Origin of the sequence: Pseudopedobacter sp., from assembly GCF_040392825.1 — a bacterium.
Classification (GTDB): domain Bacteria; phylum Bacteroidota; class Bacteroidia; order Sphingobacteriales; family Sphingobacteriaceae; genus Pseudopedobacter.
The window spans coordinates 1-25087 of sequence record NZ_JBEBVH010000027.1 but is presented as its reverse complement, the minus strand read 5'-3'; the positions used below and the strand labels follow the sequence as shown (position 1 = coordinate 25087).

Below are 25087 nucleotides of genomic sequence, written 5' to 3'. Positions count from 1 at the left end.
TCCCGTTCAAAACGGAATCAGAATGACGTAAAATAGCGGGAAGCATCACATTATATAAAGAAGAGGCAAAAGCATCCTATCAATCACCAATATCGCGTTTACAAATACCCCAGCAGATAATAAAGGATGATAAAAATAATGATGGTGACCAGGCAACCTCCGCCCAGTTTCTTTGCTCCCCAGCCTGCTATTAAAACTCTAAAAAACTTATTCATAGATAATATGGTTTCACAATGTTAGAATAAATAACACCATCTCCGGAGAATGGTTTTATCAAGAGAGCGATCTGAAAATTTGAACTCAAAATTCTCGGTTTTACAACGAGTGTATTTACACGAAAAAGTTTAAATAACAGAACAATACACGGCTATTTTTACTATATTTATCGCGTTTTTAACGAGTGCCTATATTTCGTTAAAACAGCTTAACTGTAATAATAATCTATAGAATAATTATGTCAAACAAATCCAAAATTATCTACACCAAAACTGACGAGGCGCCAATGCTGGCAACTTATTCGTTTTTGCCAATCGTTCAGGCTTTTACGGCTTCGGCAGGTGTTGATGTAGAAACAAGAGACATTTCATTAGCAGGTAGAATTTTAGCGAATTTTCCAGAATTTTTAAAAGAAGACCAAAGGATTGGTGATGCTTTAACAGAATTGGGTGTTTTGGCAAATACGCCTGAGGCGAATATCATTAAATTACCAAATATTTCTGCTTCTATTCCTCAGTTAAAAGGAGCTATTGCAGAGTTGCAGGCAGACGGATATGCTGTTCCAAACTATCCGGATGATGCACAAACAGAAGAAGAAAAAGCAATTAAAGCAAAATATGCAAAAGTTTTAGGTTCTGCGGTTAACCCGGTTTTACGTGAGGGTAACTCGGACAGAAGAGCACCTAAAGCGGTTAAGAATTATGCAAAAGCCAACCCGCATTCAATGGGGGCATGGTCTGCAGATTCTAAAACTGAAGTAGCGCACATGAATGAAGGTGATTTTTACGGATCGGAAAAATCGGTTACGGTAGAAGAGGCTTCCCAGTTTAGAATTGAATTTATTGCCGAAGATGGCGCTGTGACCGAATTAAAAGGTCTTGCTCCGTTAAAAGCAGGTGAAGTTATCGACTCGTCGGTAATGAGTCTTTCTGCTTTAAAAGCATTTGTCGCTAAAGCTAAAGAAGAGGCTAAAGCTGCAGGTGTATTATTGTCTGCACACTTAAAAGCAACCATGATGAAGGTTTCTGACCCGATTATTTTTGGTGCTATTGTAGAAGTTTACTTTGCAGATGTATTTGCGAAATATGGATCTTTGTTTAAAGATTTAGGCGTTAATATTAATAACGGCTTAGGCGAAGTTTATGCTAAAATAGCAGGACAGCCACAGGAAGCAGAGGTAAAAGCTGCAATTGATGCCGCTATTGCTGCCGGGCCGGATTTGGCTATGGTAAATTCTGATAAAGGGATTACTAACTTACACGTTCCGTCTGATGTGATTGTTGATGCTTCTATGCCGGCAATGATCAGAACTTCTGGCCAGATGTGGAATAAAGAAGGTAAACAACAAGACACCATCGCTATCATCCCGGATCGTTGTTATGCCGGTATTTATGTAGCTGTAATTGAAGATTGTAAAGCACATGGTGCTTTCGATCCGAAAACAATGGGTTCTGTACCTAATGTGGGTTTAATGGCTCAGAAAGCAGAAGAATACGGTTCTCATGATAAAACTTTCCAGGCAAGTGCCAAAGGTGTTATCCGCGTGGTAGATGCTAACGGAAAAGTATTTATGGAACAGCCGGTAGAAGCTGGAGATATCTTCAGAATGTGTCAGACTAAAGATGCGCCAATCCAGGATTGGGTTAAGTTGGCAGTTAACAGGGCTCGTTTATCTAATACACCAGCGGTTTTCTGGTTAGATGAAAACAGAGCGCATGACAGAGAAATCATTAAGAAAGTAAATAAATACTTACCTAGCTTTGATACAACAGGATTGGATATCCGCATTTTAGCGCCAACAGAAGCTTGTAAGTTCTCTTTAGAAAGAATCAGAAAAGGAGAAGATACCATCTCTGTAACAGGTAACGTATTGCGTGATTATTTAACAGACTTGTTCCCAATTTTAGAGCTTGGAACATCTGCAAAAATGTTGTCTATAGTACCTTTAATGAATGGCGGTGGTTTATTTGAAACTGGTGCTGGCGGTTCTGCTCCTAAACACGTAGAGCAATTTATTCAGGAAGGATATTTACGTTGGGATTCTTTGGGAGAGTTTTTAGCTTTACAGGCTTCTTTAGAGCATTTGGCACAAACTCAAAATAATCCTAAAGCACAGGTTTTAGCAGATGCTTTGGACGAGGCAAATGCTAAATTTTTAGCTAATGATAAATCTCCGGCTCGTAGAGTAGGACAGATAGATAACCGCGGTTCTCATTTCTATCTGGCCTTATACTGGGCAGAGGCTATGGCGGCACAGCAAGCAGATGCTGAATTGGCTGCTAAATTTGCTTCGTTAGCGAAAGCTCTTGCAGAGAATGAGACAAAAATCAATGAAGAATTAATTGGTGCACAAGGAAAGCCTCAGGATATCGGCGGGTATTACTTCCCGAACGATGATTTGGCAGGTCAAGCCATGAGACCAAGCGCTACTTTAAATGCAGCTTTAGCAGCATTGTAGTACACAATAAATTAAGCATATAAAACGGGAGCTGTTCTTTAGGGATAGCTCCCGTTTTTTTGAGGTAAAATCAAAAAAGTGTCATATATACGTTTTTAAATGTCTGCCATCTGCTAATATGATATATTTGCGATCATGTTTATCAGACTGTTTCATTTTCTGGCACTTTTTGGATATATGAACATCATATCCTACGAGGCTAGCTGCAATACCTTGCAGAATGGACCGGCCTTGTTTGATGGAGATTCTTTAATAGAATTTGTACTGAACGATGTGTTAGATATACCATTGGAAAAGCAGGTGCCCGATGCAGAAGTGCTGTTTGATGAATACCGGATTTTTCAGTCGGGAGTATATGTGCTTCCCATATTGTTTCTCGTAGCAGCGTTTTCCTTTGGTCTGCTGTTTTTTATAATTAAGAAAGAATACCATCCTTTTTACCGGAATAAAAGCATTTGCCTGCCCGGATATTATTCTTTTTTATTCAGATATAAGCCATTCTAGGTTAATAATTCCCTTTGCTAATTTTCATGCATTTTGTGTAAGCTTTCTGCTTATGCAGGTTTTTCCTTGAGTTTATAAATTCAATAACTATCCATATTGCTTCTGGCTTAATGAGTCGGAGGTATAACATTTTTTTGAAATGAAAGCTAATACTATTTCGTCTTTACTTATTACTTCTTTTGGCATTTTTGCCATTGCTTCATGTACGGTTAATAGCACAGAGAAAAGTCCCGATCAGGAAACCAAACTGATTCCAGTTACCAAAATTATCCCATTGGATACCACTATTTATAACAGTTATATAGCCGATATCCAGGCAGTAAAAAATGTAGAGCTGAGATCGCGCTTAACCGGATTTCTGGAAAGGATTTACGTAGATGAAGGAGCTAGCGTGAGAAAGGGACAGATTTTATTTAAAATAAATGATGCAGAGTACAGTGCCGATTTGGCGAGAGCAGAAGCAGCTTTAAACAATGCTGTTGCAGATGCCAAGACTGTAGAGCTGGAAAAGCAGCGAACCGAACTGTTGGTTAACAAGAAAATTGTATCTACCACAGAACTGGAGCTGGCTAAGGCTAGATTTAAAGCTGCGCAATCTAAAATAGAGGAAGCCAGATCTTTATACCAGCTGGCAAAAACACGTCTGTCTCAAACATTGATAAGAGCTCCTTTTGATGGAACGATAGATAGAATACCTTTGAAAGAAGGTTCTTTACTGGAAGAGGGGGCCTTGTTGACTTCCGTTTCTGATCTGTCGTCGGTTAATGTTTATTTTGATATTTCGGAAAAGGAGTATTTAAAAATAGCTACGGATTCTTTGTTCGATAAAAATACGTTTAAAAAGAAGGTAACACTGACCCTGGCTGATGGTGATAGTTATCCTTTTGAAGGGGTAGCCGAGTTTGCCGAGTCTGAATTTGCCAGCAATACGGGATCAATATCATTAAGGGCAAGATTTAAAAACCCCGGTGGATTGCTGAAACATGGTTCTTCCGGTAAGATTAATGTTCCTGTAGAAACGGGAAAAACATTGGCGGTTCACCAAAAATCTGTTTTTGAAATTCAGGATCGAACCTATGTATACACGCTGGATCAGAACAACAAAGTTAAAATGACTCCCTTTAAAGCCGGCCAGCGTGTGGGACATTTCTATTTAATTGAAGACGGACTTAACGATAACGACAAAGTAGTTTTCGAGGGCACCCAAAGCCTGAAAGATGGCATGCATGTGCAGCCAAATTATTTAGAAATGCAGGAAGCAACCGGTAAATCAAAAATCTAATTTGAAGGAGAGTTTGTAAACATGTTTGAGAAATTTATTAAACGACCGATTTTATCGCTCGTAATATCCCTTTTTATAACTTTATTGGGCTGTTTGGCCTTATTTACTTTGCCGGTTACGCAGTTTCCGGATATCGTCCCGCCTTCTGTCGTAGTTACAGCTAATTATACCGGAGCCAATGCCGAGGTAAGTACGAATGCCGTAGCTATTCCTTTAGAAAGAGCTATAAATGGTGTGGCGGGAATGACTTATATGAATTCGGTTTCTACCAATAATGGAACCACTCTGATTCAGGTTTTCTTTAAAGTAGGTACAGATCCGGATATTGCTGCGGTTAACGTACAGAACAGGGTAACCACTGTTTTAGATGAATTACCAGAAGAGGTAATTAAAGCTGGTGTCACCACAGAGAAAGAGGTAAACAGCATGCTGATGTACCTGAATATTTTTAGTGATGACCAAACAGCTGATGAGCGTTTTATTTACAACTTTACCGACATCAATATCCTCAAAGAACTTAAACGTATAGAAGGAGTGGGTTTTGCCCAGATTATGGGATTGAGGGATTACGCCATGCGGGTATGGTTGCGCCCCGACCGTCTGGCAGCATATCAACTATCCAGCGAAGATGTGGTAGCGGCACTGAGGAAGCAAAATGTCGAAGCGGCTCCCGGACAGACCGGTATTGGCTCCGACAAATCTATCAATATGCAGCAGTATGTGTTGCGTTATCCGGGAAAGTTTACCAAAGAAGAAGAATATGAGAATATTCCTATAAGAGCCAATGCAGATGGATCTATCATCAGGATAAAGGATGTTGCCGATATAGAGTTTGGCTCTCTGGATTATGAGATGGTATCTAAGACGGACGGACGGCCATCGGCATCTATCATGTTGAAACAATTGCCCGGGTCAAATGCACAGGATGTAATTCAGAAAGTGAAAGACAGGATGGCAGAATTGCAGGAGTCGTCTTTCCCACCCGGCATGAAGTATACTATGGGGTATGACGTTTCGCGCTTTTTGGATGCTTCTATTGCCAGTGTTGTCAAAACTTTAATTGAAGCTTTTATTCTGGTTTTTATTGTAGTATTTATCTTCCTTCAGGATTTTAGATCGACATTGATACCAGCACTGGCGGTGCCCGTGTGTTTAATAGGGGCCTTGTTCTTTATGCAAATGCTGGGATTCTCCATCAATCTATTAACATTATTTGCGCTGGTACTGGCTATAGGTATTGTGGTAGATAATGCCATTGTCGTCGTCGAGGCGGTGTATGCCAAAATGGAAGAAGAGCACTTGCCACCAATGCAGGCGACGATAGCGGCAATGAATGAAGTTGGTGGAGCGGTAGTAGCTATTACTTTAGTGATGTCTGCGGTATTTGTTCCTGTAGCTTTCCTGTCTGGTCCAGTGGGAATTTTCTACAGGCAGTTTTCATTAACCCTGGCCTCGGCAATTGTAATATCTGGTATTAATGCGCTTACTTTAACGCCTGCTTTGTGTGCCATTATTTTACGTTCTCCCCATGATAAACCGGAAGCCAAAGGCTGGCTGGCCAGGTTCTTTGGGAATTTTAATAAAGCATATGATAAAACAGCGAAGGGTTATGAGGGAATTTTGAGCCGAACTGCTGGTCGCAGAACGTTAACTTTTGGTCTGTTGATAGGATTCTTTGCAGCGACATGGGGGATGAGTGCTCTGTTGCCTTCCGGATTTATTCCTACGGAAGATCAGGGAATGATTTATGTCAATGTTACTACTCCGCCGGGGGCAACCGTAGACAGGACAGAAGCAGTTTTAACGGAGATTGATAAGATTAGCAGAGAAATGAAGGCTGTGGAAACAGTCTCTACTTTGGGAGGCTACAGTTTGGTGAACGAGGTATCTGGTGCTTCTTACGGAATGGGCATGATAAATCTGGTGGCCTGGGACGACAGAAAGGAGTCTGTTAATGATGTTATAGCAGAACTTAAGAAGAAAACGGCGCATATTATGGATGCCGATATAGAGTTCTTTCCACCGCCCACAGTTCCGGGTTTTGGTAACTCATCTGGTTTTGAATTAAGGTTGTTGGATAAAACCGGTAATGACGATTTAAATGCCACCTCAGACGTTCTGAAGAAATTTATGGACGACTTAAAAGCCACTCCTGAAGTAGGTAATGTATTTACCTCTTTTGATGTGAGTTTCCCGCAATATGAATTGCATGTTGATTATGATATGGCAGCTAAAAAAGGTGTTTCGGTAGAGAATGCTATGGCCACCTTGCAAACTTTAATGGGAAGTTATTATGCTACCAATTTTATACGGTATGGGCAGATGTATAAGGTAATGGTTCAGGCCGGGCCTGGATATCGAGAAAAGCCGGAGGATGTGTTAAAGTTATATATTAAAAACGAGCAGGGAGAAATGCTTACTTTTTCGTCTTTTATAACGATGAAGCGGGTATATGGCCCCGAGCAAATTACCCGGTATAATATGTTTTCTTCGGCCATGCTTAACGGCGATGCTGCAGAGGGATTTAGCAGCGGAGAGGTTATAGAAGCCGTAGAAAGGGTTGCAGAAAAGCTTCCGCAGGGCTACGATATTGAGTGGACCGGGATGACCAGGGAACAGATTATTTCCGGTAATCAGGCCCTGTATATTTTTGCGCTCTGCCTGCTTTTCGTTTATCTTATTCTGGCAGCGCAATACGAAAGCTTTCTTTTGCCTTTACCTGTATTGCTGTCTTTACCTGCAGGTGTATTTGGTGCATTTTTCTTTTTGAAAATTTTTGGTCTGGAAAATAATATCTATGCCCAGGTGGCGCTGGTTATGTTGATTGGACTTTTGGGAAAAAATGCCATTTTAATTGTGGAATATGCCATTTTAAAACAAAAACAGGGCATGGGGTATTTGCAGGCTGCCATAGAAGGAGCTGTAGCTCGTTTAAGGCCAATTTTAATGACTTCTTTCGCGTTTGTTGCGGGTTTAATTCCTTTAATGTTTGCATCGGGGGCAGGGGCGTTAGGTAACCGTTCTATCGGTGTAGCATCGGTAGGCGGTATGTTAATAGGAACGGTTATCGGTGTATTGGTAATTCCAGGTTTATATGTTTTATTTTCTAAGAATACGAAAAAGAAAAAGGCAAAGCTGGCCGTGGCAGCTCCGTTGGTTTTGTTGTTATTTGGAGCATGTTCTCTTAAAAATGATGTTAAGGAACATCAGCACCAGGCTATTCCTCAAAGCTATCAGACACAATTAACAGATAGTACAAATGTAGCGCAAACAGCCTGGAGAGATTTGTTTAAAGATAAAGCTTTGATTACACTGATAGATACCGCTTTGGTATACAATCAGGATTTGAAACAAGCATTGCACCGGATAGAACAAGCCAAAGCGAAGTTGCGATTAAGGAAAAACGCCTGGTTACCTAACTTAAATCTGGTTGCGGAAGCGGGAGTTAGTAAATATGGTTTTTATACCATGGACGGTATTGGTAATTACGATACCAATTTTTCTACCAATTTAAAAGAAGACGAAAAGCTGCCGGATCCACTTCCAAATTACTTTTTAGGTTTACAAACTTCCTGGGAAATAGATATATGGGGAAAGCTTAAAAATCAAAAATCTGCTGCTTTAAACGATTTTTTGGCAAGCTATGAAGCACAAAAACTGATACAAACCGAATTGATAAGTCAAATTGCATCAACCTATCTGGAATTGCAAAGTCTGGACGAAGAATTAAAAGTTTACGATCAGAATATAGCCTTACAGCAGAAATCGCTGGAAGTTATAGAAGTAAAAAAGGAAGTTGGTAAGGCCGATGAGCTTGGAGTGCAGCAATTTAAAGCCATTCTGTTTAATTCGAAAGCTAAGAAAGAAGAGGTTTTGCAGCAGATACAGTTTTTACAAAACCATATTAACTTTCTTAGTGGCCGATACGAGGGGCGCATAATAAGAAGTGAAAATATGGTGCAGGAACATCTATTCGATAATATTAAAGTGGGATTACCGACTCAGCTTTTAGCTAATCGGCCAGACGTAAGGCAAGCGGCATTGGGTTTACGGGCTTCTATACATGATGTTAAAGCAGCTAAGTTGGCTTTTTTACCTACTATTGCTTTGTCTCCCTATATTGGTTTACATGCTTTTGATGCAGAAAAATTCTTTAACGCAAAATCACTGACGTGGGGTATACTGGGAGGATTAACTGCACCGATTTTTAATCAGAGAGCAATCAGGTCTGATTACGAATATTTTAAGGCCTCCTATGGTTTAGCATTTGAGGCCTACGAGAAAACAGTTTTGCAGGCATTCAGAGAAGTTAAGGATGGTATTTTTGCTGATGAATACATCCGAAAGCGAAAAGATTATGTTAAGGAAGAAACGGTTGCCTTGCGGGCGTCTGTTTCTGCTGCACAGGATTTATTTATAGCGGGCAGAATAACTTATCTGGATGTTTTAAATGCACAAAAGAGCGTAATAGATGCCGAAATAAATCAGATAATGGTTCGTAAAGAATTGCTTCTGAACCAGATTTCATTATATAAAGCTTTGGGAGGAGGATGGAAGTAGTGAGTGGTAAGTAGTAAATGTGTGTTAAAGAGCCTGTTTAAGATTTTTAGGCAGGCTCTTTTTTATTTATTAATCTTTCTTTCCGCCAAAAACCGAAAAGCTGACATATCTTTTAGGGTTTGCCCTTAAATCTATCATCAATTTATCCAGATTGTTAGATGCGTTGTTTAAATTGTTGTAGAGCTTATCGTCGTTCAAAAGCAAAGCTAAAGAGCCATTGCCCTGATTTACTTTATTAATGGCAGTTTGCAGCTCGCTAACAGCTTTATTTGCATTTTCCATAGTTTGTTTGAAGTTGGCCTTGGCCATTTCGTCAGAAAGCTGATTGAAGTTGGTTAAAATCCCGGTAATCTGTTCATTATTGTTTTTTAGATTGGCCGATATAGATTCTGCATTTGACAATATGTTGTCTATTCTTTTGGATTGTACGCCAACCATGCCATCCAGTGTTTTAGAAGTAGACTCTAAAGTTTGTAAAGTTCCGGCTATACTGTTAAAGCTGGATTCTACATTCTTCTGGAAATTGGGGTTTAAGATGCTGTTTACAGAAATTAATATAGAATCTAATCTGGAGATTAATACCTGAGCTTTCTTTTGTACGGGCTCCATCTGGTCCAGGATATTTGCCTGAATATTGGCATTCAATGTATCGCCGTCAGCGGCATATGAAGTGCTGTTTCCCAAATCAAAGACAACAGCCTTACTGCCCAGTAAATCGGTACTTTCTAATCTGGCTATAGTATTTTTAGGTATATCGTATTTGGGATCTATTTTAAAAGTGGCTAAAATTTTTCCATTTGATTGCAGGGTTAATGCTGCTACCCGACCTATTTGATACCCGTTTACCAATACCGGTTTAGAAACGGAAAGTCCGTCTACTTTATCATAAATAGCGTAAAAGTCTTTTTCTCTGGTAAAGACATCATTCCCCTTAAGGAAATTATAACCTATTATGAAAACGGCAATAGCAAAAGATGCTAAAATACCAACTTTGGTTTCGTTAGAAATTTTCAAATTATTTCAGTTTAAGTTTATCAATCATTAAGACTCTATTTGTTTTTTATAAGCAATTATAGCGTTCAAAATGTTTTTTATTATCTCTGCTTGCCCAGCCTCAGAATTCATATACTTTTCTTCTTCCGGATTGCTGATAAAGCCAATTTCTGTTAATACCGCCGGCATTCCTGCTTTAGCCAAAACGGCCAGACTTTGTTCTTTAACTCCTCTGTTTACCCTTCCGGATTTAACGTATTCCTCTTGCATTAATGATGCCAGTTTAATACTTTGCTCTCTAAACGCGTTTTTCATCAACGAAAAGATTATATAGCTCTCCGGATCGTTAGGATCAAAACCTTCGTAATTTTCTTTATAGTTTTTCTCTAAAAGGATAGAGGCATTCTCGCGGATAGCTGCATCTTGTTGCGCCAATCTTCCAAAACCAGATACGAGTGTTTCTGTTCCGGTAGGGCCAGGGTTAGGAACACTTCTATACCCATATATTGGCTTCCCTTTAGAGTACCGTATTACGTATCTTTGTTTAATAAGCGGCATCGAGTTACAGTGTATAGATATAAATAAATCTGCCTTTTCTCTGTTCGCGATTCCGATTCTATCGTATAATTTTACGAAAACATCTGTTTTTCTGGTAAAAATAACTTTAACGTCGGGCAGTTTTTCCTCAATAGCTTTGCCCAGTTTTAAAGCAACTTCCAGTGCCACATCCTTTTCTCTTGAAAAAGCACCTTTGGTTGCCCCGTCTTCGCCACCATGTCCGGGATCTAAAACGATAAGCTTTACCTTGCTCTTTTCTGATCTTACTACATTGTCTGCCTGAGCATAATTGGTAAAGGTAAATGTTAAACTTAAGGAAATAATAAAACAGCTAATAAACCTTGTTGTAATTTTCATTAATTTTGGACGTTTTTTGTTGACCTTGTGTACAAAAATAATATTCATATTGAACTTTGAGAGCTTCTAATATAATTTTTATCTGCATTTTAACAATTGGATGTATTTATGTACAATCAATCTCGGCTTTTGCTCAGAATTCTGATACTACTTTAAATTCCAGAAAAGCAGTTTTGCCTTCCGATTCTGTAGTTTTAGACTCCTCTTTAGTAAAGATAGATTCTACACAACTTATTAAAACGGATACTACAGCAAAAAAGTCTTCTGACTTTGAAGATAAAATAGTAGCAACAGCAGAAGATTCTACTTTGTACGATGCAAAGCAAAACATAGTCCATTTATATGGAAAGGCTCGTGTTGTTTATGGAGATAAGACTGTAGATGCTGATTATATCAGGCTTGACCAAAGAAATAATACCATTTTTGCGAAGGGAAAAATAGATTCTTTAGGCAGATTTTCGGGACCCGCTATTTTTAAAGATCCAAGTCAGGGAGCGTTAACAGCAGATTCTGTTTATTATAATTTTAAGACTTCCAAGGGTAAAATTTATCAGGTTTATACAGAACAGGAGGGTGGGTATATTACCGGAGGTAAGGTGAAAAAACAGGAAGACAATGAGTTGCACATGAAAGGTGTAGTTTATTCTACCTGTAGTAATCCTTACCCTCACCAACACTTCGGGATTGTAATTACCAAGGGAATTGCGACCGACAGACACATTGTTACTGGTCCGGCTTATGTCGTTATTGAAGATGTTCCTTTGCCTATTGTTTTACCTTTTGGCTTTTTTCCAAAGCCGAACAGAAGAGCATCGGGGATTATTTTTCCACAGTTTGGAGAAGATGCAACTTTAGGTTTTTTCTTGCGTGACTTTGGTTATTATATAGGTTTGAACGATTACTGGGACATGACGCTTAAAGGCGGAATTTATTCAAAGGGTTCTTATGAAGGTAACGTAGCGTCCAGATACATGAAGAGATATAAATATACAGGTAATCTGTTTTTCTCTTATGCTTCCAGAAAATATGGTATAGAAGGAACACCCGAATATGAGCATCCGCAAAGAGATTTTAATATCAGATGGTCTCATTCGCAAAATCCCAATGCCAGACCGGGTACAAATTTTAGTGCATCGGTAAATGCGGGTACATCTACTTACTACCGTAATAATGCTAACGGTATAATGGATTTTAACCAGATTAGCCAGAACAACTTAAATTCCAGTATATCCTATAGTAAAACGTGGGCAAATACGCCTTTTAATTTAAGTACCAGTCTTACGCATAGCCAGGACCTTACCAGAAGGACAGTTAGCTTAGGTTTACCAAGTTTAAATTTTAGTATGTCTACGTTAAACCCATTCGATAAGAAAGATAGGGTGGGCGAGCAGAAATGGTATCAGAGAATTGCCGTTGGATACAACTTAACGGCAGATAACAGGTTAAACACTAGTGATTCTATGCTCTTTAAAAGAGAGACATTAAACAAGGTACAAAGTGGTATCAGACATAATATTCCAATTTCTATGTCGTCCAGAATTCTGAAATATTTTCAGTTTAGCCAAAATATCAATTATACAGAAAACTGGTATTTCCAAACTATCAGAAAAAAATATGCTCTGGCACCAACCGCTACAGGAACTAAGGATTCTACATCTATAGATACTATTCAGGGTTTTAGGAGAGCGGGTGAATATAGTATAGGAGGTGGGCTTTCGACAAAGATTTACGGGATGGTAAACTTTAAGAAAGGTAAGCTGGTTGCTATACGGCACGTATTAACTCCGAACGTAGGTTTCTCTTATCGCCCGGACTTCAGTCAGGACAAATATGGTTATTACGATGAATTTGTTTATAACCAGGCCGGAGACCGAATGAAATATTCCATTTTTGAAGGTAGTTTATATGGCGGACCTGGCGGTGGAAGATCTGCTGCAATTAATTTTGGTATTGATAACAATATCGAAATGAAAGTACGGAGTACTAAGGATACCACCAATAATGGTATAAAGAAGATACCTATTCTGCAGGGGTTGTCGCTTAACGGAAGTTATAATTTTGTGGCCGATAGCTTTAAGCTTTCTACATTAAGTTTTAGCGGAAGAACATTCTTTACCGAGAAGTTGGGGATCAATTTTGGAGGTTCGTTAGATCCTTATGTCTACCAGACTTCTATGCGCAACGGTGTAATGGTAGGACGAAGAATAGACCGGTATACATGGCAAAATGGAAATTTACCACGACTGGCCAGTTTCAACTTCTCTTTTGATTATAGTCTCAATTCGACTACGCTGGGTAAGAATAATAAAGCAAATAACCCACCTACACCTGGTGGAAATAATGCAACCCTCGATCGTTTGAATGCAAGTGAGCTGGCACAGTTACAACAGATAAGCAGAGACGCTAATGCGTTCGTAGATTTTACTGTTCCCTGGAATTTTAGTTTCTACTATAATTTTACCTATGCGAATAGTGGCATTAATAAAACATATTCGCAGACTTTAAGTGCCAATGGCGATTTTAGTCTGACCCCCAAATGGAAGGTACAGTTTACGACCGGATACGATTTCCAGATGAATAAAATTAGTGCGACCTCATTTAATATATACAGAGATTTGCATTGTTGGGATTTGTCTATTAACTGGAGCCCCTTCGGAACGTATAAATACTACGGAATAAACTTAAGAGTTAAGTCCAGCATCTTGCAGGATTTAAAATTGAGTAAACGTAGCGGATACCAGTCATTTTACTAAGAGAGAGAAAACCAGAGCTGGTAATATTAGACTTTCAATTTTTGACTTCGTAATTTTGACTTTCAACTTAAAACATATGCCTCTAGCAGAAATTATAACTATTGGAGACGAAATTCTGATTGGACAGATTACAGATACCAATTCGCCGTGGATAGCTACGGAACTGAATAAAATTGGAATCTCTGTTAAGCAGATAACTTCTGTTTCGGATCAAAAAGAACATATTCTGGAAGCTTTGGCGGAAGCGGAAAAAAGGGCAGATATTATCCTGATAACCGGAGGACTTGGTCCGACGAAGGACGATGTTACCAAAAAAACAATGGCAACATATTTTGGAAGTAAGATGATGGTTGTACATCAGCCTACCCTGGATATTGTTTCGGGATTTTTTACGAAGAGAAATTTGCCCCTGACAGAACTGAATGCTTTGCAGGCAGAGGTTCCGGACAATTGCGAAGTTTTACTGAACGAGAATGGAACGGCACCCTGCATGCTTTTCCAGAAAGGAAGAAAGGTTTTTATTTCTATGCCGGGAGTACCTTTTGAGATGATGTCACTGATGACATCTAAAGTTCTCCCTGAGCTGTCTAAAAGATACCAGCTGCCTTCTATATATCATAGAACCATTCTGACTGCAGGTATAGGTGAATCTTTTTTGGCTGATAAGGTTGCAGACATTGAAAACGCACTGCCATCTTATATTAAGCTGGCCTATTTACCTAAGCTTGGTATGGTTCGCCTGCGTTTGAGCACTGCCGGAAATGCAGACGAGGCGTTGATTGCCGAGGTAGAACATTTTGCCGGACAAATAGAAGAAAGAGTGCCTGAGTATTGGGTTTCTAACGAAGACGTCGCTTTTGAAAAAGCTATTCTTGATTTAATGGAACGGAACAAACTGACTTTATCGCTCGCCGAAAGTTGTACAGGTGGCTATCTATCCCATTTATTTACGCAGCATGCTGGTTCTTCTACAGTGTTTGATGGCGGAGCAGTAACTTATTCAAATAAACTGAAAATGTCTGTGCTGGGGGTAAAAGCGGAAACATTGGAGCAGTACGGAGCTGTTAGCGAGCAAACTGCGAGAGAAATGGCAGAAGGTGCGCAGCGCAATTTCCAAACCGACTTTGCTATTGCTGTAACGGGAATTGCGGGGCCTGGAGGTGGTTCTGAAGAAAAACCTGTAGGTACAGTTTGGATAGCAGTAGCAGGGAAGGCCGAAACCGTAGCTAAACAGTTTATATTCAGTAACAAAAGGCTTCAAAATATAGAAAGAAGCGCTATGGCAGCACTCTTTATGTTATTAACATTATTGCGGAAGTCGCATTATAATTAATCTATATTGTTATTTTTGTTATAAAACGACGATTTTATATATGGCTCAGTACAAATTAATATTGCCAAAAATGGGAGAGAGTGTCGCAGAAGCGACAATTATCAATTGGCTTAAAAAACCTGGAGACGCCATAGATGTAGACGATACGATTTTAGAAGTTGCTACAGATAAAGTTGATTCTGAAGTTCCGTCTCCGGTTAAAGGAGTATTAATGGAAACATTTTTCAATGCTAATGATGTTGTCCAGATTGGTGATGTAATTGCAATGATTGATATAGAAGAGGGAGAAAAGGTCAATAAAGAAGATAGTAACCCGAATGAACCTGAATTAGAAGGGGAAACCGAAACAGCAGAGGTACAGATACCCTATCTGCCACAGGAGGAAGAGACCAGGACACCAGATACTAAAAACGACTATAGCGATTCCAATAGGTTTTATTCTCCACTGGTAAAGAGCATTGCACAGGAAGAAGGTATATCTGCCCTGGAGCTGGACACTATAAATGGTACAGGTGCAGATGGAAGAGTGACGAAGAATGATTTGATAGCTTATATCAATAAACGCAACAAACACCAGCACCCGGTAGAAGAGACCCGGTCACCGCTGTGCTCAGAACCCAAAGATGGCCATGCAGAGAAAATTATAGAAACACCCGTTCAGGACAAAGTATACAAGGCGCATACTGTTGTGCAAAGTGCAGGTTCTGACGAAATTATAGAGATGGACAGGATGCGAAGACTTATATCAGACCATATGATAATGAGTAAGGAGACTTCTGTTCATGTAACTTCCTTTGTCGAAGCTGATGTTACCAATCTGGTTAAATGGAGAGATAAAGTAAAGAGTGGTTTTGAGAAAAGAGAAGGAGAAAAAATTACTTTTACGCCTGTTTTTATAGAAGCTATAGCTAAAGCGATTAAGGACTTCCCAATGATAAATATCTCTGTTCAGGATAATAAAATTATTAAAAAGAGAGATATCAATATCGGAATGGCTGCTGCTTTGCCAAACGGTAATCTTATAGTCCCTGTAATAAAAAATGCAGATCAGCTTAATCTGGTAGGTCTTACTAAGTCTGTAAATGATCTGGCGAAACGTTCTAAAGCCAATAAATTAGCTCCAGATGAAATTCAGGGCGGTACATTTACCATGAGCAATATTGGCATGTTTGGAAATATTATGGGAACTCCAATTATCAATCAGCCTCAGGTAGCTATTTTAGCCGTAGGAGTTATTAAAAAGAAGCCTGCAGTTATTGAAACAGAATATGGTGATGTTATTGCCATCAGACATATGATGTACTTATCCATGTCTTACGACCATAGGGTAGTAGATGGCTCTTTAGGAGGGATGTTCCTAAGAAAGGTTGCTGATTATCTGGAACAGTGGGATACAGATAGAGAAATTTAGATATACCATTACCGGTAAATTAAATAGTTTAATAAGATTATTAAACCCTCACTTCAGCTGTCTGTAGTGAGGGTTTTTTTAGCACTTCTGAAAAGCTTATTATCTGCAGGTAGAGAGAGCCTTTTCCCCAATGTGTTCGGGATTATTGACATGTAATATCACTCTTTTTATAAAAATAATCTTGCTTAAGAACATTTCAGCTTTTACCTTCGCTAAAATTCTGCACTCATAGAATCTCATTTCATGAAAAATAAAATCGAGCAGCTCGTGGTCCGGCATTACCCAAATGCTAAAAATGGAGAAGAAATAACGAGAACTTATTTAGGTTTTCTTAAAGACGAATATAAATCTGATTTAACAAAGATGTTATTTGCTACATCCTTGTGTGCAGATGACATTAATGTGTCAACCGATTTCCGAAGAGTATTGTCCAGACCTTTTACTCTCGGAGGAATGGGAGGGCTGCCTTTTGCAGGTTTGACAGGTATAACGGCTTTTGCTCATCATATTCCTGAAGGAGGCGATGCTTTTATATTTTATGGACCACACATAGGTATAACCGATGATGGTAGTTTAGGAAAAATGAGACGTCCGGGGCAAAGGCACCTTACCAATAGTTGCGGTGCCTTAATGCTGGCTCTGGAAAGAATGAAAGATACCGAAGAAGTATATATCCCTGTTAATAGCGAAATAGACTATCAACAGACTTTGCTGGAAAGAAGCGTGATGCCTTTTAAACAACAAATTCTGGAGGCTGCTATTCCGGAAAAGGAAATTACCGAGGTAACTTTTAAGATTATTCATTCCAGACTTCATGATCTGGTAAGGATATCAAAAAATGAATTTAACTGCGAACGGGTCTTTTTGCTGGGCGGTATAATTGTTAATACAAGTCCGGAATTTTCTGACTATGTAGATGTTAAAACTTTTGAAGTGCTGAATTTGAAAAATTTAGAAGAGAAAAATCTTGTTTCTATTTTACAGACCGAAGCTTTTAAAAACTTATAAAAATATATCATAAATTAAGATGATTGTTTTACATTTAGAAATCTGATTTTTTTAATAAATAAAATAATAAATGCTTTTAGATTTTATTACCTGGAATCCTTCAGACAGTATTGTAGATTTAGGCTTTATCTCCATCAAGTATTATTCATTATGTTTCCTGCTTGCTTTTGTTTCCAGCTATATTGTGGTAAAGAAACAATTTGAGAAACGTAATATAGGAATAGAGGTATTGGATAAGCTTACTATTTATGTTTTTTTAGGGACGCTAATAGGAGCCAGGTTAGGGCATTGCCTGTTTTACGATTTTGCCTACTACTCTAAACATCCTTTAGAGATTATTTTACCTTTCACCTTTAATCCGCTTCGTTTTACTGGTTTTCAGGGATTGGCCAGCCATGGAGGCGGAATAGGCATTCTGCTGAGTATATATCTTTTCTCCCGAAATTATAAAATGAATTTGTGGTATCTGATAGATACTGTAGCTATGGTAGTTCCGTTGGCAGGTGGGTTTATCCGATTAGGCAACTTAATGAATTCCGAAATTATAGGAAAGCCCACAGATGTAAGCTGGGCATTTATTTTTGTGAAAGAAGATATGTTACCACGTCATCCGGCACAGTTATACGAGTCTATCTGTTACTTTTTGTTATTCTTTATATTGTATAGTATTAATAAAGAGCGTAAGAAGTTTGTAGGTTTCAATTTTGGATTTGTGATAACCGGAATTTTTATAGTTCGTTTCCTGATAGAGTTCCTGAAAGAAAATCAATCTGCGTTCGAAGCTGGAATGGCTATTAATATGGGCCAAATTTTAAGCATTCCGTTCATTTTGGCCGGATTATATCTGCTCTTTAGAAAGCAGGCGGCTCCCGAACAATAATCAATTAAGCAGAAACTAGTACATAAAAAAGGCCTGGATTTCCAGGCCTTTTTTATGTACTGAACAGTGTATAATCAAAAGGACATAAAAAAACCTATTTACCGGCCGATAAATAGGTTTTAATGAAATAAAAATATTATTCTTATAAAGAAGCTAAAACTTCGTTGTTTTTTACAACTTGGCTTTTGCCTTCTTTAGAGCGACTTCCGTTTTCAACGTTGCTTCCTTGTTTAAGGAATTGAACTTCTAAACGAGAAGTTGTTTTATTTCTTCTGTCTTTTCTTTTTAAACGCGTTACTGCCATGACACTTATTTATATATAAATATTTAGAGGTCGAGAGCGGATTCGAACCGCTGTACAAGGTTTTGCAGACCTCTGCCTAGCCACTCGGCCACCCGACCCTTTGTTTAAAGGAACGCAAAAATAGCAAAAAAATAATACATGTCAACTTATTTTAGAGATTTTCTTCTAATCTCCGAACAGCAAATAGCAGCTGCAATTCCAACGTTTAAGGATTCTGTATTTCCTATTTTAGGTATGGTTATGGAACGGTCTAGTAATGAGATGATTTCATCTGAGATTCCGTTGCCCTCGCTTCCTAAAATTAAAAAACCAGACTCTGGCCAATCTTCGTTGTAAATATTATTCCCGTCTAATAAAGTGCCAAATTTTGTCGACTGCTGTTTACTAAGGAATTCAGGTAAATCGGTGTAAACGATATTTACTCTGGATAAAGAGCCCATAGTTGCCTGTACAACTTTAGGGTTATAAGCATCTACGGTATTTTTAGAACATATTATGGTTCCAAAACCAAACCAGTCGGCAGTTCTTATAATGGTGCCCAGGTTTCCGGGGTCTTGTACTCCATCCAGCACCAGATTTATTCCTCTTTTGGTTTCGAGGGTGTTTAAATTAAATTTTGGTATTTCTACCAGAGCCAGTGCTTCCTGAGGAGTTTGAAGTAAACTTATTTTTTCCAGTTCCTGTTCGCTGATTTCAAAAATATTTTGTTTTTGAGATAATTTCGGCAAATTTGAAATGTCTTTGCTTAAGCAATAAATAGTATGAACAATATACTTTGAGGCCAAAAATTCTGTTATAGATTTTAAGCCTTCAACAATAAATAAGTTATGTTCTTTACGGAATTTTTTTTGTTGAAGAGACTTGATGAAACTTATTTGAGATTTTGAAAGCATACACGAATTATTCTTTTGTTATATTCTTGCTTTTAATACTTGTTTTAGGCTCATGCCGATCAACAAGAAGATTAAAAGAGAATGAATCTTTAATTACAAAGTTAGAAATAAATGGTATTGAAAATACTTTTTCGGACCAGGCATATTCTTATGTTTCTTTAGATATACGTCCGAATTCGCCTCTTAATTTATGGATTTACAATACATTTAATCCAAAAGGTAATAAAACATTAGGCGAAGCCCCACGCATTTTAGATAGCTCTTTAGTAGAAGTTTCCAGGTTACAGCTCCAAAAGTTCTTGAAAACCAAAGGTTTTCTGAACGCTAAAGTAGATAGCGAGATAGAGGTTCGTAAAAAAAGGGCTAAAATTATTTTTAATGCACAGCAAAATGAACAATTCAATTTCAGAAATGTAACTTTTGATGTTGAAGACTCCGTTATTAAAAATCTTTATTTAACCAGACGAACGGAATTTACGCGAATTAAAAACGGACATAGATTTGACGAGGATAGTATCGCTTATGAAAGAGATCAGATTTATCTGACCATGAAAAAGAATGGATATTATGATTTCGTACGACCTTATGTGAGAGCTAAAATTGATACGAATTTAAATAGCCGCCAGGCAGATATAGAAATTCAGATATTAAATCCTGGAGACAGTACACACCAAAAATATCATTTGGATAATACCTATTTAAGAATTCAGCCGACAAGTGCAAATTTAGCAGGACTTAAACCTGATACACTGCGGGTAGATAGTCAATATAAATTTTTTGATTATTCCAGATTTTTCAAGCCACGAAAGCTTACCAATTACATTTTTCTTGTAAACGGATACCCTTACGATATTTCTGATGTGGAACTCACTACACAGCGTTTGTTTGATCTGAATGTCTTTAAAAGTGTAACTGTGGATTTTATGAAGAGAAAAGATCAGTCAAATACTTTAATAGGTTTGATTGATATGATTCCGCTGAAAAAGAAATCAAACAGGATAGACGGAGAATATACTTTTAATTCCAGTATCACAGGTGTTAATGCAGGGTTGACTTATCAGAATAAAAATACTTTTGGCGGTGCAGAGGTGTTTGAAGTGAAATTTAGGGGTGGATTCCAGTTTGATAAAAATCTTGGTGGAAATCTGAGCGATCGTTTATTGAGTAGCGATTATCAGATAGGTGCCAGCCTAAACTTTCCACGCTTAATTACCCCGTTTAGAATTCCTTCCAATTCGAGAAACGGAATTCCAAGAACCAGAATTGCTGTAAACTACCAGATATATAATCTGCGTGAAAGTTATCTTCGAAGGGTTTTGGGGACTACATTAACTTACGATTGGGCAGAAACCAAATATAAAACACATTCGATTACCCCCATTAGTATTCAGTATGTACAGGGTAGAATAAGTAAAGATCTTGAAAATTATTTGATAGAGCAGGGGAATAGCTTTTTTCTTGCGACACTGAGGTCGCAATTGGTCGCCAGTTCTGCTTATACGTTTACCTATAACCTCTCGAGACTTCCTTCCCTAAGCAATTTTACTTTTTTTAATGGAACATTGGAGGTGGGAGGAAATACTGCTGCGTTGATTTCAAACCTGATTATTAAAGACAGAAACGATCTGGGAAATACCTTGCTGGGGGTGCCATACTATCAGTTTGTTAGATTAGATGGCGATTTGAGATTTTATAAAAGTTTGGGCGGCGAGCGCCAGCTGGTAACAAGGATAAATCCGGGGATTGGTTATTACTATGGTAATATGCCTTCTCTTCCATTTGATAAACAATTTTTTGCAGGTGGGTCCAGTGGGATTAGAGCCTGGCAGGCCAGGACTCTGGGACCGGGAAACTATAACCGCAGTTCTTTGGAATCAGATTCGGCAAGGCTAAGATTGAGAAATTTGGATCAGTTAGGAGATATAAAATTTGAGGGAAATATAGAGTATCGTTTCAAGATATTAAATGATTTCTTTGGCTCAAAAGTAAAAGGAGCAACTTTTGTAGACTTTGGGAATATCTGGAGACTGAAGGATAATCCTGAGTTTCCGGGATCTCAGTTTCAATTTGATAAATTATGGAACCAAATGGCCATTGGGACAGGATTTGGATTGCGTTTCGATGTGTCTTTTTTTGTGTTTAGGTTAGATGCAGGCTTTAAATTAAAAGATCCGCAATTCTCGGGATCCGATCAATGGATAGGAAAGTATTATTTTGACAGACAGGCTAAAAGGGAGTTTAAAAGCAGATACGCCAATACCAATAATCCGGACAGATATTCTACTACACAAATACAGTTTGGTATAGGTATGCCTTTCTAGAAGAGGTTTTTAAGTCCATCAAATATAGATTCCAAAAAGGTGGATATGGAAAGTCCTTTACTATAGTTGAAATAGAAATAAGCAACCAGGAAGAAAATAACAATACCAATAATCTTCCTGAACATATATCCGATTAAGATAAGTGCAGCAGGAATGATAAGTAGTACATACCAGCTAATTCCAATTGGATTTATTCCATCATTTGTTTTTCTGATATAATATAATTTAGAAATTGTACCGTTTTCATTTTCATGCTTTACATATAGGAATAACGACTTGTCAATCTCCATTTTGCTTGCTGCTATTCCGGAATGAAAATTTAAAATTTCTTTAAAACCATTTATACCAAAATTATAGGTGCCGTTTAATTTTTCCGAAGCATTGTCTAAAGAATCTTTTGCGATAATAATGAAGTTACTGCTTTTCTGAGGGTTTTCTGCCACTACAAAATTCTTTAAGCTAAACTCATTGAATGCACTTAGTTGAAGACTGGAAAATAATATACAAAGTGTAATAATTAATCGCATATTCATTTCTGTTAGGACGTATTTAAAAACAAGTTGGTATAAAAATCTGAAATTTTAATCTATAATGTGATAAATAATTACGGAATATTTTTTAACAGGCGAATTCGGTTTACAGAACAGGGTAGCAAATAGGAGCCAGTATACTGATTATTTGATATTTCAGATTGTGGGAAATAAAAAAGGGAAGCCTCATCAGGCTTCCCTTTAATTTTTTTAATATAAGGTGCGATTATACGGAGAAACTTTCCCCACACCCGCAAGTTCTGCTAGCGTTAGGGTTGATGAAATTAAAGCCTTTTCCATTTAAACCGTCAGAGTAATCCAGCTCTGTACCGGCTAAATAGAGAAAAGATTTCATGTCCAGGACAATCTTTAATCCGTTATCTTCAAAATTCTGGTCGCCAGTTTGAGCTTCGTTATCAAAGTCCATATTGTAAGACAAACCAGAGCAACCACCTCCTTTTACAGATACTCTTAAGAAATACGAATTGTCAAGACCTGCATCGTTCATCAACTCCTGTACTTTCTGTTTTGCTTTATCTGTGACTGTTACCATTTTATTTATTTTATTAAGTTTTTCGGAGGGATGCCCCCGGTGCACTAATCATTAATCGCCTAATTAGACCAGACGTTTAATTTCTAGTATTTTAATTAGTGATGAGATTTTTCAATCTCTAATGCAGGTAAACCGTTTTTAACACGATAGTCGTTAATAGCAGATTTAATGGCATCTTCAGCTAATACAGAACAGTGTATTTTCACTGGAGGTAAAGCTAATTCTTCTACAATATCCATGTTGTCTATTGCAACAGCTTCATCGATAGATTTACCTTTTAACCATTCTGTAGCCAGAGAAGAGGAAGCAATAGCAGAACCACATCCGAAAGTTTTAAATTTAGCGTCTGTGATAACGTTATTTTCATCAACCTCAATTTGAAGACGCATAACGTCACCACATTCAGGTGCTCCAACTAAACCTGTACCTACATTTTTTTTGCTTTTATCTAAAGTACCCACATTCCTTGGGTTACTGTAGTGATCTATAACTTTATCTGAATAAGCCATTTTATTTTAGATTTTAGATTTACGAATTCAGATTTTTAATCTGTATGTCGTAAATAATGTTTATACTCTTTTTTATTTAAGATTTTAGAATTTCAGAGTTTTAAATCGCATCTCGTAAATCCTAAATCATATTTCAATTAGTGTTCTGCCCACTCAATAGAATCAAGATCTATGCCCTCTTTAAACATTTCCCATAAAGGTGACAATTCTCTGAGATGGTTAACCGCTTTTTTAGTGTTTTCAATTGCGAAATCCACTTCTTCTTCTGTTGTAAACCTCCCTAAACCGAAACGAATAGAAGAGTGTGCCAAATCGTCAGAAAGTCCAAGATTCTTAAGAACATAGGAAGGTTCTAATGAAGCCGAAGTACAAGCAGATCCGGAAGAAACAGCCATATCTTTCATTGCCATCATTAAGCCCTCGCCCTCAACGTATTTAAAGGAAATATTCGTTGTATGAGGTAATCTGTGCGCTCTGTTTCCATTAACGTAAGATTCTTCTAATTCAAGCAGACTATTTTCCAGTTTATCGCGTAGTGCAGATAATCTGGTTGCTTCAGAATCCATTTCTAAACGACAAAGTTCACAAGCTTTACCCAAACCAGCAATTCCAGGAACGTTTAACGTACCAGAACGCATTCCTCTTTCGTGGCCACCGCCATCCATTTGGGAAGTAACCTTAACTCTTGGTCCTTTTCTTCTAACATATAAAGCACCAACACCTTTAGGTCCGTAAATTTTATGACCAGAAAGTGCAAGTAAATCAATTCCGTCTTTATTTACATCAACAGGGATTTTTCCAACTGCTTGTGTAGCATCCGTAAAGAAAAGAGCTCCGTGTTTATGTGCAATAGCAGAAATCTCTTTAACGGGTTGAACCACTCCAATCTCGTTGTTTCCATACATTACAGAAACCAGAATTGTCTGTGGAGTGATAGCTGCTTCTAATTTATTTAAATCAAGAAGTCCGTCGCTTTCAACCTCAAGGTAAGTAATATTCGCACCTAATTTTTCTAAATGCTTACAAGCATCTAAAACAGCTTTATGTTCGGTGTTTACAGTAATGATATGGTTACCCTTATCTTTATACATTTCAAAAACACCTTTTAAAGCCAGATTATCAGATTCTGTAGCACCAGAAGTGAAAATGATTTCTTTTTCTGAAGCACCAATTAATTTTGCTACCTGCTCTCTTGCATAGTCTACAGCTTCTTCCGCCGCCCATCCAAAAGCGTGGTTTCTGCTGGCAGCATTACCGAATTTATCTGTAAAATACGGTAACATAGTCTCCAATACTCTCGGATCCATTGGAGTCGTAGCGTTGTTGTCTAAATATATCGGGGTTTTTAACATCTTCATTAAACTTTTTCTCCCTACAAAGATAAGAAAAATAGTATTCAAAGAATATATATAATATCTATAGGCATATAGATAAATGGTCATTATAAAGCAATTTTAGGGCAGTTTTTGAATCTCTAAAACCGCTTTTTTATTTTAGATTCTAAGCTTGTACAAATAAATTTTAAAAACATTGTACTTTTTTGTGAAGAAAGATAATATTTTAATATATTTGCGCCTCTAAAATAGAGATTGAAAGGAATAAGAATATAATGAAAAAAGATTTGCATCCATCAAACTACAGATTAGTTGTTTTTAAAGATTTGT

The 25087-nt window shown here is 37.8% G+C and carries 18 protein-coding genes and 1 tRNA gene; 10 read left to right on the top strand and 9 right to left on the bottom strand.

Annotated elements, in window-relative coordinates; all coding sequences use genetic code 11:
* Window positions 1–454: 454 nt before the first annotated feature.
* From ABWO41_RS03490 to ABWO41_RS03475, 4 genes are all read left to right on the top strand, one after another.
* Complete coding sequence (locus ABWO41_RS03490) at window positions 455–2674, top strand: NADP-dependent isocitrate dehydrogenase (RefSeq protein WP_353133503.1); 2220 nt, start codon at window positions 455–457, stop codon at window positions 2672–2674.
* Window positions 2675–2809: 135 nt separating this feature from the next.
* Entirely contained in the window at window positions 2810–3178 is a 369-nt protein-coding gene (locus tag ABWO41_RS03485; RefSeq protein ID WP_353133500.1) for a hypothetical protein, read from the top strand.
* A gap of 139 nt (window positions 3179–3317) precedes the next feature.
* Window positions 3318–4460, top strand: a complete 1143-nt coding sequence (locus ABWO41_RS03480) for an efflux RND transporter periplasmic adaptor subunit (RefSeq protein WP_353133497.1) — start codon at window positions 3318–3320, stop codon at window positions 4458–4460.
* A gap of 21 nt (window positions 4461–4481) precedes the next feature.
* Complete coding sequence (locus ABWO41_RS03475) at window positions 4482–9020, top strand: efflux RND transporter permease subunit (RefSeq protein ID WP_353133494.1); 4539 nt, start codon at window positions 4482–4484, stop codon at window positions 9018–9020.
* 69 nt (window positions 9021–9089) lie between these two features.
* Here ABWO41_RS03475 and ABWO41_RS03470 read toward each other — a convergent pair whose 3' ends face one another.
* The gene (locus ABWO41_RS03470; RefSeq protein ID WP_353133491.1) at window positions 9090–10034 is read right to left on the bottom strand and encodes an MlaD family protein; all 945 of its coding nucleotides are present in this window, start codon (window positions 10032–10034) and stop codon (window positions 9090–9092) included.
* A 27-nt stretch (window positions 10035–10061) separates the two neighbouring features.
* The gene (locus ABWO41_RS03465) at window positions 10062–10928 is read right to left on the bottom strand and encodes an N-acetylmuramoyl-L-alanine amidase family protein (RefSeq protein WP_353133488.1); all 867 of its coding nucleotides are present in this window, start codon (window positions 10926–10928) and stop codon (window positions 10062–10064) included.
* 56 nt (window positions 10929–10984) lie between these two features.
* Between ABWO41_RS03465 and ABWO41_RS03460 the strand changes: the two genes are divergently transcribed.
* The 5 genes from ABWO41_RS03460 to lgt all read left to right on the top strand — a co-directional run bounded on the left by ABWO41_RS03460 (window position 10985) and on the right by lgt (window position 18313).
* Complete coding sequence (locus tag ABWO41_RS03460; RefSeq protein ID WP_353133485.1) at window positions 10985–13681, top strand: putative LPS assembly protein LptD; 2697 nt, start codon at window positions 10985–10987, stop codon at window positions 13679–13681.
* 76 nt (window positions 13682–13757) lie between these two features.
* Window positions 13758–15014: a competence/damage-inducible protein A gene (locus ABWO41_RS03455; protein ID WP_353133482.1), complete on the top strand. Its 1257-nt coding sequence runs from the start codon at window positions 13758–13760 to the stop codon at window positions 15012–15014.
* Window positions 15015–15054: 40 nt separating this feature from the next.
* Window positions 15055–16425 carry a dihydrolipoamide acetyltransferase family protein gene (locus tag ABWO41_RS03450; RefSeq protein ID WP_353133479.1) on the top strand — a complete coding sequence of 457 codons (1371 nt, stop codon included), beginning with the start codon at window positions 15055–15057 and terminating at the stop codon, window positions 16423–16425.
* Window positions 16426–16668: 243 nt separating this feature from the next.
* A complete protein-coding gene (locus ABWO41_RS03445; protein ID WP_353133476.1) occupies window positions 16669–17433 on the top strand; it encodes an LCIB family protein in 765 nt (254 codons plus the stop codon).
* Window positions 17434–17503: 70 nt separating this feature from the next.
* Window positions 17504–18313, top strand: coding sequence for a prolipoprotein diacylglyceryl transferase (gene lgt / locus ABWO41_RS03440; protein ID WP_353133473.1), 810 nt, complete (start codon window positions 17504–17506; stop codon window positions 18311–18313).
* Window positions 18314–18455: 142 nt separating this feature from the next.
* On the opposite strand, the gene ABWO41_RS03435 is transcribed toward lgt, so the two are convergent.
* From ABWO41_RS03435 to ABWO41_RS03425, 3 genes are all read right to left on the bottom strand, one after another.
* On the bottom strand, window positions 18456–18617 hold the full coding sequence (locus ABWO41_RS03435; RefSeq protein WP_013632429.1) for a hypothetical protein: 162 nt from the start codon (window positions 18615–18617) through the stop codon (window positions 18456–18458).
* Between the two features lie 27 nt (window positions 18618–18644).
* Window positions 18645–18715, bottom strand: a tRNA-Cys gene (locus tag ABWO41_RS03430).
* A gap of 48 nt (window positions 18716–18763) precedes the next feature.
* Window positions 18764–19510, bottom strand: coding sequence for a TrmH family RNA methyltransferase (locus ABWO41_RS03425; RefSeq protein ID WP_353133469.1), 747 nt, complete (start codon window positions 19508–19510; stop codon window positions 18764–18766).
* Window positions 19511–19536: 26 nt separating this feature from the next.
* Here ABWO41_RS03425 and tamL point away from each other — a divergent pair, with 26 nt between their 5' ends.
* Window positions 19537–21831 carry a translocation and assembly module lipoprotein TamL gene (tamL, locus tag ABWO41_RS03420; protein WP_353133466.1) on the top strand — a complete coding sequence of 765 codons (2295 nt, stop codon included), beginning with the start codon at window positions 19537–19539 and terminating at the stop codon, window positions 21829–21831.
* Here the strand turns inward: tamL and ABWO41_RS03415 are convergent.
* From ABWO41_RS03415 to ABWO41_RS03400, 4 genes are all read right to left on the bottom strand, one after another.
* Window positions 21828–22358 (bottom strand): hypothetical protein, encoded by a 531-nt coding sequence (locus ABWO41_RS03415; RefSeq protein ID WP_353133463.1) that lies wholly within the window; start codon window positions 22356–22358, stop codon window positions 21828–21830. The genes tamL and ABWO41_RS03415 overlap by 4 nt on opposite strands.
* 229 nt (window positions 22359–22587) lie before the next feature.
* On the bottom strand, window positions 22588–22914 hold the full coding sequence (locus ABWO41_RS03410) for a HesB/IscA family protein (protein WP_353133460.1): 327 nt from the start codon (window positions 22912–22914) through the stop codon (window positions 22588–22590).
* A 95-nt stretch (window positions 22915–23009) separates the two neighbouring features.
* Window positions 23010–23423 carry a Fe-S cluster assembly scaffold IscU gene (gene iscU, locus ABWO41_RS03405; protein WP_353133457.1) on the bottom strand — a complete coding sequence of 138 codons (414 nt, stop codon included), beginning with the start codon at window positions 23421–23423 and terminating at the stop codon, window positions 23010–23012.
* Window positions 23424–23560: 137 nt separating this feature from the next.
* Window positions 23561–24775, bottom strand: a complete 1215-nt coding sequence (locus ABWO41_RS03400; protein WP_353133454.1) for an IscS subfamily cysteine desulfurase — start codon at window positions 24773–24775, stop codon at window positions 23561–23563.
* Window positions 24776–25087: the final 312 nt, after the last annotated feature.